The 12143-nt window shown below is 48.4% G+C and carries 15 protein-coding genes; 8 read left to right on the top strand and 7 right to left on the bottom strand.

Annotated features, from left to right (window positions below; all coding sequences use genetic code 11):
- The first annotated feature begins 277 nt into the window (after window positions 1-277).
- Genes VNQ80_RS02425 through VNQ80_RS02405 form a run of 5 tightly spaced genes read left to right on the top strand, consistent with a single transcriptional unit; the run spans window position 278 to window position 4169 of the window.
- On the top strand, window positions 278-943 hold the full coding sequence (locus VNQ80_RS02425; protein ID WP_325636051.1) for a YggS family pyridoxal phosphate-dependent enzyme: 666 nt from the start codon (window positions 278-280) through the stop codon (window positions 941-943).
- A gap of 41 nt (window positions 944-984) precedes the next feature.
- Window positions 985-1452, top strand: coding sequence for a GNAT family N-acetyltransferase (locus tag VNQ80_RS02420; RefSeq protein WP_325635855.1), 468 nt, complete (start codon window positions 985-987; stop codon window positions 1450-1452).
- A 12-nt stretch (window positions 1453-1464) separates the two neighbouring features.
- Window positions 1465-2277 (top strand): DUF3298 and DUF4163 domain-containing protein, encoded by an 813-nt coding sequence (locus VNQ80_RS02415; RefSeq protein ID WP_325635854.1) that lies wholly within the window; start codon window positions 1465-1467, stop codon window positions 2275-2277.
- Window positions 2277-3539 carry an aspartate kinase gene (locus VNQ80_RS02410; protein ID WP_325635853.1) on the top strand — a complete coding sequence of 421 codons (1263 nt, stop codon included), beginning with the start codon at window positions 2277-2279 and terminating at the stop codon, window positions 3537-3539. The genes VNQ80_RS02415 and VNQ80_RS02410 overlap by 1 nt, the downstream gene beginning before the upstream one ends.
- 24 nt (window positions 3540-3563) lie before the next feature.
- Window positions 3564-4169 carry a peroxiredoxin family protein gene (locus tag VNQ80_RS02405; RefSeq protein WP_325635852.1) on the top strand — a complete coding sequence of 202 codons (606 nt, stop codon included), beginning with the start codon at window positions 3564-3566 and terminating at the stop codon, window positions 4167-4169.
- Window positions 4170-4198: 29 nt separating this feature from the next.
- Here the strand turns inward: VNQ80_RS02405 and VNQ80_RS02400 are convergent, their stop codons facing one another.
- Complete coding sequence (locus tag VNQ80_RS02400) at window positions 4199-4378, bottom strand: hypothetical protein (protein WP_325635851.1); 180 nt, start codon at window positions 4376-4378, stop codon at window positions 4199-4201.
- Window positions 4379-4472: 94 nt separating this feature from the next.
- On the opposite strand from VNQ80_RS02400, the gene gap reads away from it, so the two are divergent.
- Window positions 4473-5480, top strand: a complete 1008-nt coding sequence (gene gap, locus VNQ80_RS02395; protein WP_325635850.1) for a type I glyceraldehyde-3-phosphate dehydrogenase — start codon at window positions 4473-4475, stop codon at window positions 5478-5480.
- 79 nt (window positions 5481-5559) lie between these two features.
- Here gap and rplT read toward each other — a convergent pair whose 3' ends face one another.
- From rplT to VNQ80_RS02365, 6 genes are all read right to left on the bottom strand, one after another.
- On the bottom strand, window positions 5560-5904 hold the full coding sequence (gene rplT, locus VNQ80_RS02390; RefSeq protein WP_325635849.1) for a 50S ribosomal protein L20: 345 nt from the start codon (window positions 5902-5904) through the stop codon (window positions 5560-5562).
- Window positions 5905-6037: 133 nt separating this feature from the next.
- Window positions 6038-6238: a 50S ribosomal protein L35 gene (gene rpmI / locus VNQ80_RS02385; protein WP_262249005.1), complete on the bottom strand. Its 201-nt coding sequence runs from the start codon at window positions 6236-6238 to the stop codon at window positions 6038-6040.
- 32 nt (window positions 6239-6270) lie between these two features.
- Window positions 6271-6840 carry a translation initiation factor IF-3 gene (infC, locus tag VNQ80_RS02380; protein WP_325635848.1) on the bottom strand — a complete coding sequence of 190 codons (570 nt, stop codon included), beginning with the start codon at window positions 6838-6840 and terminating at the stop codon, window positions 6271-6273.
- A gap of 13 nt (window positions 6841-6853) precedes the next feature.
- Window positions 6854-8779: a threonine--tRNA ligase gene (gene thrS, locus VNQ80_RS02375; RefSeq protein WP_325635847.1), complete on the bottom strand. Its 1926-nt coding sequence runs from the start codon at window positions 8777-8779 to the stop codon at window positions 6854-6856.
- A gap of 90 nt (window positions 8780-8869) precedes the next feature.
- Window positions 8870-9427: a hypothetical protein gene (locus VNQ80_RS02370; RefSeq protein ID WP_325635846.1), complete on the bottom strand. Its 558-nt coding sequence runs from the start codon at window positions 9425-9427 to the stop codon at window positions 8870-8872.
- Window positions 9428-9434: 7 nt separating this feature from the next.
- The gene (locus VNQ80_RS02365) at window positions 9435-10682 is read right to left on the bottom strand and encodes a hypothetical protein (protein ID WP_325635845.1); all 1248 of its coding nucleotides are present in this window, start codon (window positions 10680-10682) and stop codon (window positions 9435-9437) included.
- Window positions 10683-10799: 117 nt separating this feature from the next.
- Here VNQ80_RS02365 and VNQ80_RS02360 point away from each other — a divergent pair, with 117 nt between their 5' ends.
- Window positions 10800-11423 carry a 7-carboxy-7-deazaguanine synthase QueE gene (locus VNQ80_RS02360; RefSeq protein WP_325635844.1) on the top strand — a complete coding sequence of 208 codons (624 nt, stop codon included), beginning with the start codon at window positions 10800-10802 and terminating at the stop codon, window positions 11421-11423.
- Between the two features lie 182 nt (window positions 11424-11605).
- On the top strand, window positions 11606-11989 hold the full coding sequence (locus tag VNQ80_RS02355; protein WP_325636050.1) for a DUF1573 domain-containing protein: 384 nt from the start codon (window positions 11606-11608) through the stop codon (window positions 11987-11989).
- The last annotated feature ends 154 nt before the right edge of the window (window positions 11990-12143 follow it).

Raw genomic sequence — 12143 nt, 5'->3', positions numbered from 1 at the left:
TGTATTTACATTACCACATCTATCGCTACACCTTTATCGCCTATCCGCCAATTCCCATATCCTACGCTTGATGGATACCCGCAGGTTTCGTAGTTTTGTGCAAACTTAGACAAATTGCTATTTAAATGCAATTTGTCGATCTCTCATCTGCCACTGAGAGAAAGTTGGGAAAGATGAAACTTAGACAAATTGCTATTTAATTGCAAAATATCAGTTTCTTATCTGCCTTTAAAAGAAAAGTATGACAGATGAAACTTACGGAAATAGCTCCCTATTTATGGATATAGCCAGTCAAATCAAAACCACTAACGACGAATTAAACCGTCTAAACGTTACCTTGGTTGCCGTATCAAAAACCAAACCACTGGAAGTGATTCAGGAAGCGTACGATGCCGGTCAACGGATTTTTGGGGAGAACATCGTCCAGGAACTGGTGGGCAAATACGAGGCCCTGCCCAAAGATATCCAATGGCACCTCATCGGCCACCTACAGCGCAACAAGGTGAAATACATCGCACCGTTCATTACGCTTATCCATTCGGTAGACAGCTTAAAACTACTGGAAGAAATAGACAAGCAAGCGAAAAAAAATGACCGTATCGTTGACTGTCTACTACAAATCCACATCGCCGAGGAGGAAACCAAATTCGGGCTCGACCATGTGGAATTGATAGCGCTATTGCGGTCTGAAGAATTTACCGAGATGAAGCACATTCGTATCCGCGGATTAATGGGTATCGCCACCAACACCCCTAATGAACGGGAAGTGAAGGCGGAATTCGGCGAATTGAAATCATTATTCGATGGCGTCAAAGTTAGTTTTTTTAGGCATACCGATTATTTCGACATCCTCTCCATGGGCATGTCGGCAGACTACAAGATTGCCATTGAGCAGGGTTGCACGATGGTGCGGTTGGGCAGTACGCTTTTCGGAAACCGATAAAACGGGCAGCTGAGGCTAAAGATGTAACAACAACAAAGACAATGAATCCCACCATACGCAAAGCCACCGCAACGGACTGTAAGCAGCTATTGGAGCTGGTTAGAGAACTGGCGAGGTATGAACGTGCTCCTGATGAAGTGACCGTCAGCCTGGACGAATTCATCGATGCCGGCTTTGGCGACCATCCCGTTTGGGAAGCGTTTGTAGCCGAGGTAGATGGCCACATTGTCGGCATGTCACTCTTTTATATCCGGTACTCCACATGGAAAGGCCGGCGCCTCTATCTTGAAGATATTATCGTTACCGAGCACATGCGCGGCAAAGGTGTGGGCAGGCTGCTTTTTGACGAAACCTGGAAAGAATGCCAATCCAAGGGCTATAGCGGGATGGTTTGGCAAGTATTGGAATGGAATGAGCCCGCTATCCAATTCTATGAAAAATATGGAGCGACTTTTGACGGTGAATGGGTAAATGTAGCCATCGCCAGTTCAGAAGCGATAAGTAAATAAAAAGAGTAAGCAATGGAGATAACGAGGGTAACCGCATATTGTATTTCTTTTGGCTTGGCGCTGGCAGCGTGCCAACCGAATACGGGCAAACAACAAGAAACCGCGCGGAACACGGCAACCGATACGTTGGTTTACACGTACAAAGATTATATCAAATACAGCGAAAACCTGATCAAGACAAGTGAGACCACCGATACGGCCTTTTTTTCCGCATCATATCCCGTATTTGACGACTCGACAGCCAACCGGTTTGTCCAAACGGCCTTATTGGGCGATGATAGCACCACGGTGGAAGAGGCAGCAAGTACATTTATCGGTGAGTTTGATCGCTTCTATGCTTCCGACTCGTATCCGCGGATATGGACTTCTGAATCGCACGCTAAGGTGTACAGCATTACGCCCACATATTTGGGGCTGGCTATCCACGCATCGTCCTATACAGGGGGCGCCCACGGCAACTATGCAACCATCTTCAAGCACTACGATTTGCAGGCCAACGAATGGCTTACGCTAAACGACATGGTGATCCCGTCCTTCCAGAATGAATTGGCCGCTGTGGCCGAGCGCTATTTCCGCCAGCAGGAAAATCTGGGAGTCGACCAGTCGCTAGAAGATGCCTATTTTTTCGACGGTGGCCAGTTCAGCCTGCCGGATAATTTCGCAATCGAGCCTGACAGCATGCTATTCCTTTACAATATCTACGAGATAAAACCTTACGTAAACGGACAGACCGAACTCCGCATTCCGCATACCGACATTGAGCGGTTATTGTCAGACCGGGCGAAAAGGATTATTGCCGAACTAAACACACAAGTTAAACCTTAATGCAAGTATTCAAATTTGGCGGTGCATCCGTCAAGGACGCTGAAGGCGTATTAAACCTGGGTCGTATTGTCGGGGCACATCGCGACAGTATGCTGCTGATCGTGGTTTCGGCCATGGGCAAAACCACCAATCTCCTGGAACAGTTGGTTCAACACCATGTTAACGGCACCGATTCCGCGGCCGACCTCCTCGAAGAGACCAAAAGGTATCACTTAGCCATTGCACAGCAGCTCTTTCCAGACCATGACCATCCAGTGCACAACGAGGTTGCCAACCGATTTGTTGAAATCGAGTGGATATTGGATGAACCGCCCATGGACCCATACGACTACCTATACGACCAGATTGTCGCTGTAGGTGAACTCGTTTCTACGACCATTGTAAGCCACTACCTGAATGCAATCGGATTGAATAGCCGCTGGATAGATGCCCGTGATTATATCCTTACCGACAATACACACCGCGAGGGCCGCGTAGATTGGAAAGTTACGGCTGCACGCATACAGGAGCGATTGCCCGGATTACTCGAAAGCCAATTCTTGGTAACACAGGGCTTCATCGGTTCCACCTCAGAAAATTTCACCACCACATTGGGCCGCGAGGGATCGGACTATTCCGCGGCTATTTTCGCTGCGTGCCTGGGTGCCGAAAGCCTCACCATCTGGAAAGATGTACCGGGAGTGCTAAACGCTGACCCGAAATGGTTCGACCAAACGGAGCTTATTCCCGAATTATCATATTTAGACGCCATTGAACTCACGTATTACGGTGCAACGGTTATCCATCCGAAAACAATCAAGCCGTTGCAGAATCAGAACATCCCCCTTTTCGTGAAATCATTTATCGATATTGAGAATGGTGGCACGCAGATCAAAAGCACCAATGAATCGCTTCCCGTACCTTCGTTCATTTTCAAGGTAAATCAGGTACTGGTGTCCATCCTGCCTAAAGATTTCTCCTTTATCGTTGAAGACAACCTCAGCGATATCTTCAGCCGTTTCCATGCACATAAAATCAAAGTGAACATGATGCACAACAGTGCCGTCAACTTTTCGGTGAGCATCGACGATACGGGCAGTAATGTATCCGCTTTGCTTCACGACCTGCAAGGACGCTACGATGTACAGTTCCAAAACGGATTGGAATTGATTACCATCCGCTACTATAACCAGCAAACCATCGACCGCGTACTGATCGAAAAGGAAATCATCATGGAACTCAAAGACAGTTATACATGTCAGCTTTTGGTACGTAAACTATAATCATAAACCCTTACCTTTGCATACATGACAATTCGAGTAAATCTCTTTTCAAAGCTTGTTGCCGCCGCCATTTCCGTTACTGCGGCGTGTAGTAACAGTGGAACAACAACACATTCAGCCGACCAAGTGCCTCCGGTCGCTGCATCTGAACAGGCGCATACCGCTGCCCCCGCCAGCCAACCACCACAGCCCGCCACCGCTGCTGAACCGGCATCGTCCATACCCGACTTTACATTCTATATCCTGAAAAGTGGCATCCGCTTCACGAAAGAAGACTTGGCCAAAACGGGAAATATCGTTTTCATTTTATTTGATCCCACATGCAGCCATTGCCAACATGAGGCCAGTGACATCGGCAAACATTATAGCGAGGTAAAAAATGCCAACTTTTACTTTGTATCTATGAACGATCCAGCCTTGATGGCGTCGTTCCTCGATACCTGGGCACAACCATTGGTAGGCAAAGAAAACGTGGAAGTGCTCTATGATCGAGGCGCAGACTTTATCAACAAGTTCCACCTTCCATCGCAATATCCCGCTACGTACGTTTACGGTACCGACGGTGAATTGAAAACATACTGGAATGGCGAACGCCCTGTCAACGATATTATCGCTGCCATCAATAAATAGTACCTCTTCGGCTATGCGATTTTCGCATGCTACGTTTTCGAATTGTGCTTCGTCGGAGGTTGCTCGCTGAACTTCCGCTTCAATGCCGGATTCGCCATTTTTTCACCTTTTTGAACATGTCCTTGGCTGGCTTTTCGGGTAACCGCCCGCTCCTGCTGTTTGACGTCACGGGTTGAATCTTTGGGCTCGAATTTTTCTTCTTTTTCCATACTATCAAAACCCGGAGACCACTAATTTGTTTCCTCGCACACGAACGAAATATGTAACTTTGTTTGCAACAAGACCGTAATAATACAATTGAACATGCTTAACGTCGCCATTAATGGATTTGGCCGTATTGGCCGCAATACCTTGAGAAACATTCTGCTTCGCAAGCTGGATGGAATTACCATCGCCGCGATCAATGACCTTACAGATACACCCACACTGGCCCACCTTTTTAAATACGACTCAGTACACGGTCCTTATCCGGGGGAAGTAGGCATCGACAACGATCGGCTGGTCGTCGGCGGGCATCCCCCCATCCCTATCGTACGTGAACAAGATCCGGTCAAATTGCCGTGGGCATCCCTAGACATCGACGTCGTCATCGAGTCAACTGGGAAATTCACGGCAAAACACCAGGCGGTTCAACATCTTGAAGCCGGCGCCAAGCAGGTCATCATTTCCGCCCCCTCACCAGATAAGGAAATCCCTACTGTCGTACTTGGCATAAACGACGACGACATCGACATACGCACGCCTATACTGTCCAACGCTTCTTGTACCACCAACAATTTGGCGCCTTTGGTAAAGGTATTGGACGACCATTGGGGAATCGTAGACGGTTATATCACCACAGTACACAGCATGACGGGCGACCAAAGCCTGCACGACCGCCCCCACCGGGATTTGCGGCGGGCGCGTGCAGCATCGGCATCAATCATTCCCACTACCACCGGTGCTGCCAAAGCCATCACCAACGTATTTCCGCACCTCGAAGGTAAACTCGGCGGTGCAGGCATCCGCGTGCCCGTGTTAAACGGATCGCTCACCGATTTCACGTGCAATCTGCGGCAACAGCCGACGGTGGCAGAAATCAATGCGGCGTTTAAGGACGCTGCCACGGGCAGCCTAAAGCATGTATTGCAATATACCGAAGACCCCATTGTGTCGGTGGATATTATCAACAGCCCCTATTCATGCGTGTTTGACGCACAACTGACGTCGGTTGTGGGAGGACTGGTTAAGGTTGTTGGTTGGTATGACAACGAATATGGCTACTCCAACCGTTTAGTGGATTTATTGGTCAGATTGGCAGCAAATGGATAGGTCCACTATCAAAAAAGGGAATCCACCGATTGGGGACTCCCTTTTTCACTAACAAAATCGATATCGGTTTTTAAAAACGTTATTTCACTGCATCAACAACGGCTTTGAAAGCCTCCGGATTGTTCATCGCCAAGTCAGCGAGTACCTTGCGGTTCAACCCGATATTTTTGGCGTTCAACTTACCCATCAATTGCGAGTAGGAAACCCCATGCTCGCGGGCACCGGCGTTGATACGTTGTATCCACAACGCCCTAAATTCCCGTTTTTTGGTCTTGCGATCGCGATAAGCGTACAACAACCCCTTTTCTACTGTGTTTTTAGCAACGGTATAAACCTTGCTGCGCGACCCATAATAGCCTTTGGCCATCTTGAGGATCTTCTTACGTCGTCTTCTAGACGCTACTGCGTTAACCGAACGTGGCATAAACTTTACTTTTTTGGTAGCAGGCGCCGTGTTTCGCAACGGTCTTACAACCCAATACCCGGTTAATTAATATGAATAATTACTACTTTTACTAAGACGTAAGACTTACGACTAAAGACATAAGACTTACGACTTATTTCCCAATAACAAGCATACGTTTTACGTTGCCCATATCGGCTTCAGACACTAAACCGGTCTGCGTCAGATTGCGTTTCTGCTTGGTGCTCTTTTTTGTCAGGATGTGACTCTTAAAGGCATGCTTCCGGGCAATCTTACCTGTTCCAGTAAGCTTGAAACGCTTTTTCGCACTGGAATTGGTTTTTACTTTTGGCATGATTACTAATTTTTATATCGACTTGTTAGTATTTACTTTTTAGCTGCCGTCTTCGGCGCTACGGTAAGGAACATCCGTTTGCCTTCCAATTTGGGCAGCAACTCCACTTTGCCATACTCCTCCAGTGCCTGTGCAAAACGCAACAACAGGATTTCACCTTGCTCCTTATAAACGATGGCACGGCCCTTGAAATGGACGTAAGCGCGGACCTTCTCCCCAGACTCCAAAAACTTAATGGCATGCTTGAGTTTAAACTCAAAGTCATGGTCATTGGTGTTGGGGCCAAAGCGGATTTCTTTAATAACCGTTTGCTTAGCATTGGACTTAATCTCCTTCTGCTTCTTCTTCTGCTCGTAAATAAACTTGCTGTAGTCGATGATTCGGCAAACGGGAGGAACCGCTTTTGGCGATATTTCCACCAAATCCAGCTCTAATTCATCAGCAAGCTCCAATGCCTTACGTGTGGGGTATATCCCTTGCTCGATATTGTCGCCTACCAATCGTACCTCGGGTACCCTGATATGTTCATTGATACGGTGCTCCGGTTCCTTCTTTCTAAATGGTGGCCTCGGGCCTCTGAATCCTGGTCTTTTTAATGCCAAATGTTCAACTAATTTAAACGGTTATCTCTTTTATTAACTGCTCACTAAATGCGTCTACGCTCATCGCTCCTAAATCTCCGGCACCGTGTTTCCGCACAGAAACCGTACCATCCGCCTCTTCTTTCTCACCTACGATCAGCATGTAGGGTATTTTCTTCAATTCTGCATCCCTGATTTTGCGTCCGACCTTTTCGTCGCGCAAGTCCAGTAGGCCGCGAATATCGGAATTATTGAGTGATTCTAAAAGTTTTTTCGCATATTCTTCGTATTTCTCCGATACCGGAAGAATGATAAATTGCTCCGGGGACAGCCATAATGGAAACTGGCCGGCACAATGTTCAATCAACACGGCGACAAAGCGTTCCAGCGAACCAAACGGCGCACGGTGTATCATTACCGGGCGGTGCTTCACATTGTCACTACCGGTATACTCCAGCTCGAACCGCTCGGGCAGGTTGTAATCCACCTGGATGGTACCCAACTGCCACTTCCGCCCCAATGCATCCTTCACCATGAAGTCGAGCTTCGGACCATAAAAGGCAGCCTCACCGTATTCCACGATAGTATTCAAGCCCTTTTCGTTGGCTGCTTCGATGATATCCTGCTCGGCACGATCCCAGTTTTCATCCGTTCCGATGTATTTGCCCTTATTGTCGGGATCCCGAAGGGAAATCTGTGCGGTATAATCTTCAAAACCCAGCGCCCCGAAAACATAGAGAACCAAGTCGATAACCTTCTTAAACTCATCCTTTACTTGATCAGGGCGGCAGAACAAGTGGGCATCGTCTTGCGTAAAGCCACGAACACGTGTCAAACCATGCAGCTCACCACTCTGTTCATACCGGTACACGGTACCGAATTCCGCATAACGAATCGGCAGGTCTTTATACGAGCGGGGTTTCGTTTTATAGATCTCGCAATGGTGTGGACAGTTCATAGGCTTCAGCAAGAACTCCTCCCCTTCCTGCGGGGTATGGATGGGCTGGAAAGAATCCGCTCCATACTTCTCGTAGTGCCCCGAAGTTACATATAGATTTTTATGGCCGATATGTGGGGTCACCACCGGCTCGTATCCAGCTTTAACCTGCGCCCGTTGCAGGAAATCAATCAACTTCTGCCGCAAGCGCGCGCCTTTAGGCAACCATAAGGGTAGCCCCAGCCCCACCTTTTCCGAAAAAGCAAATAATTCCAGTTCCCTCCCCAACTTGCGATGGTCTCTTTTCTTCGCTTCCTCGATCATGTGCAGGTAGTCCGCCAGCTCACCTGCCTTGGGAAAGGTTACACCGTATATACGGGTGAGCTGTTTGCGGCTTTCATCACCACGCCAATAAGCTCCCGCTACATTGGTGAGCTTCACCGCTTTTATAAAGCCCGTATTCGGAATGTGCGGGCCGCGGCACAGGTCAGTAAAATTGCCCTGTGTATAGAACGTGATGCTACCGTCGGGCAGGTCCTTGATGAGGTCCAGTTTATATTCGTCGCCTTTATCCGTGAAATATGCTACGGCCTCGGCTTTACTGACGGGTTTGCGTACGTAGGGAGCCTTCGTACGGGCCAGTTCTACGATCTTATCTTCAATTTGCTTGAAATCATCGGACGAGAATTCGCGATCACCAAAATCAACATCGTAATAAAAACCCGTTTCGATGGCTGGGCCAATGCCAAATTTGATGCCGGGATACAATGCTTCCAGCGCCTCAGCCATCAAGTGGGCCGACGAGTGCCAGAACGTGGATTTGCCTTCCTTGTCGTTCCAAGTGAGTAGGCGCACCATAGCATCGTCTTCAATAGGGCGCGACGCATCCCAAACCTCGCCGTTTACTTCGGCAGCCAGTACATTGCGGGCCAGGCCGGCTGAAATGGATTCGGCGATTTCCATTGCTGACGTCCCATGCGCATATTGCCGCACGGAGCCGTCCGGTAGGGTAATGTTCATCATTTACAAGTATGATTTTACGTTAATTAAAAAATCCAATAAACCACAATACAAATGTGATTGCCAGTTCGGGTGCAAAGGTAAGAAAGAAATCTAGAATATCATCCCAAACCTTACGGTCATCCGGTTGAGGGTATATGCTGCGGTCTGGAAGGAGCCGGGCCCCCACACGGTGTCAGCCGTATGTTTGGCTACGGCCTGTCTTTTATAACCGATGTTGATCAGGTAGCGGTCTTTGTCGCTGACCTTCCAACGTAAGCCGATGGTCGGATTGAACACCGTGCCACCATCGTACCATTCGCCGGATGTCTTTTTTTCAAGCCAGGTAAACCCATATCCCACTTCCACCCCGAGGTAGGGCGATACCCGCTTGCGGGGCAGCGCGGCGCGGCTGCCTACCGCAATCGGTACCACGTGTAGGCCGAAGTACTCGTCGATGCCTGCGGTAAGTCCCATGCTCAATACCCTACCAAACTGTACGCCATGGAAGGTTTGCACCGTGGCGGCCACTGGCGAGAAGAAATTCGCCTCCGACCACATCACACCTATTTCCGTTTCGTTTGTATAGTTAATCGTCTGCCCAAGCAAGGGGCTCCCCACGGCCGCCATACCTACCATAGCGGCCGCAAGCATGTTGCATTTCCATCCCATAGTGCGGCTATTTCGTTCGGATAATGCTAAGCAGGCGAAGCTTGGCCGGATTACTGTAGTCGTATTGGCATACGCCATCCGGACCGGTTACGATCAACGACTTAGGTGCTGGAATGACGTCAATCGCACTTCTGTCTTTGTGGTGTTCAAGCAGGTTTTCGCCGATACGCAGTACATCGGCAACGTTGAAACTTTTCAACCCGAAATCCCCTTCGCAGATATACAAGTTGCTGCCCCGTATACCCAGTCCGTGGGGATTCTCCATGGGGTAAGATTTGAGCAATTTGGGATGATAGAGGTCTTTGATGTCCAGTACGTGCAACGCATTTTCGCCTAAGCGGCACATCGTGCCCGACCGCAGCGTTACAAAGGCGTAGTTGTCATTCACCACCACCGGATCGCAAGCCATGATATGTTGGTATACCGCCATAGGCTCGGGCGCCGACGGTGTACTGGCGTCGTAGATGTGCATACCGGTCATTGAGCCGATAAAAAGCCGCTCTTTGTAAGGAAATATAGTTTCGATACCCCAACCCAACATGATATCCTTAACAAATTGCGGTTTGTCCGCTTGGTGCACGTCAAACAGACGTAGCGAGTGATCGTCTACCGCATACAGGTGCCCCCCCATTAGCGTAAAACGCGCCATGGAACCACCCTGCCCGTAGTTCGGCGCCGAGAAATCGCCCGATCCATTGGCAAATTCAAACCACGGCCCACCCCAGCCCCTGCCGTCTTCGGTGGTGACGGTGGTAATTACGGTATCTTTATAGGTCATGAACTTCGACCGCTCGGCGTTGACGAACATATTCGGAAATACATCTTCTACCCGCTCCACCAGCTTTATATCTTGGATATTGCTGATATCAAAGGCGAGAAGGTCGATGTAGCTATCGGCATACAGAATGTTGCTGTTCACCGCCATATCCACGTTGCCCGGCACACTGATGAAATTGATGTTCTTGGGGTCTGACGGATTGCGGTTGTCGACGATGTGGATACCTTTCTGGGGTTCGTTGATAAACAGGTAATCGTCATACACATAGATTTTTCCGGTTTCGGTGACACCTTTCGGCGGCTTGACACCGACGTCCATACTACGGAACGCATTTACCTCCCAATAAACCGGTACCTGCGTTTTATAAGTAACCGTGTGTTCTACCTGGTCGTTGCAGGAAGCAAAGACCGCCGCAACGGCCAGTAGTACGCCGATCCAACTATTGGATAAACGACGAAGGTCTGATTTTCTTTCCATATCAAGTTAAGTTTTTAGGAACCTAATGGCATTTGTGTTGAGAACGAGCTTCACCTGCGAAACGCTACAACCAAACCCACTATAAATTTTGCTACCTTTGCATTTCCAAAAAGCAACATGGCACACCAGGTTCCCGAAGACGGCACATTACTTCCATTGATGGAGGAGTTTTACACCATCCAAGGTGAGGGTTATCATACGGGCAAAGCAGCTTATTTCATCCGTCTCGGCGGATGCGACGTGGGCTGCCATTGGTGCGATGTAAAGGAAAGCTGGGATGCTGAGCTCCATCCGCTTACCTCGGCAGATGCTATCGTCGAACATGCCAAGCAGCACCCTTCAAAGGCGGTGGTGGTAACAGGTGGTGAACCGTTGCTGTATAACCTCGATTACCTGACCAGCGGTTTGCAGGCTGCCGGCATCCAGACGTTTATCGAAACCTCCGGAGCTTACCCACTCAGTGGTTATTGGGACTGGATTTGTCTCTCACCTAAAAAGTTCAAATCACCCCTGCCCGATGTGATTGCGGCTGCCGGCGAGTTGAAAGTCATCGTGTTCAACAAGAGCGATTTCGCCTGGGCCGAGCAACATGCCGCCCTCGTGTCTCCCAAGTGCAAACTTTACCTGCAACCCGAATGGTCGAAAGCGCAGGAAATGACACCGCTCATTGTTAACTACGTAATGCAAAACCCCAAGTGGGAAATCTCCCTGCAGACGCACAAATACCTGAATATTCCGTGAGTTTCAGGTAAATTAACTAGCCGACAAAAAAATGACACCACCTTGGCTTGTCATGCTCCAAATCCAGTGGACATGACGGTTTTTGGAACATTTTTTGACTGTTTCATCTTAAAATAGTAAATTTGCTTATCACAGTTACAGCAGTAACCCATACTAGAACAAAAACTAAAAGGAAAACAATGATGAAAAAAATTGCTACAATATGTGTTGCTTTGGTTGCTTTCGTTTGCACCACTGCTTTCGCACAACAAAACAGTAAAGCGGAATTCAAATTTGACAAAGAAACCCATGATTTCGGCAAAATCCCACAAGGGAAGCCGGTAACGCATGTATTTACATTTGAAAATGTGGGCACTGAGCCCATCATCATCAGCGAGGTGAAGCCATCGTGCGGTTGCTCTGTAGCCGAATTTACCAAAACACCAGTAAAGCCCGGCGAGAACGGTAAGATATCCGTAACCTACAACGCTGCGGCAAAACAACCCTTTACCAAAAACTTTACCGTACGGTCTAACACGAAAACCCCGGTAAAAACCCTGTATATCAAAGGGGAAGTAACAGACTAATAAACAGTACGTTTTCGTAATAAAAAAGCCGCTGTTAGAAGCGGCTTTTTTATTACGCTGATCTTAAACATTGTTATTGATAGCTCACTTGATGCATCTGTCTAACCGGAGCCCGCTCAACGAGCGTTAGCGGCACCAATTCCTGAAAATAGGC

The organism is Parapedobacter sp. (assembly GCF_035556095.1).
In the GTDB taxonomy this organism is placed as follows: domain Bacteria; phylum Bacteroidota; class Bacteroidia; order Sphingobacteriales; family Sphingobacteriaceae; genus Parapedobacter.
Note: the sequence above shows the minus strand (reverse complement) of the source record. Positions and strands in the feature narration are given on the sequence as shown.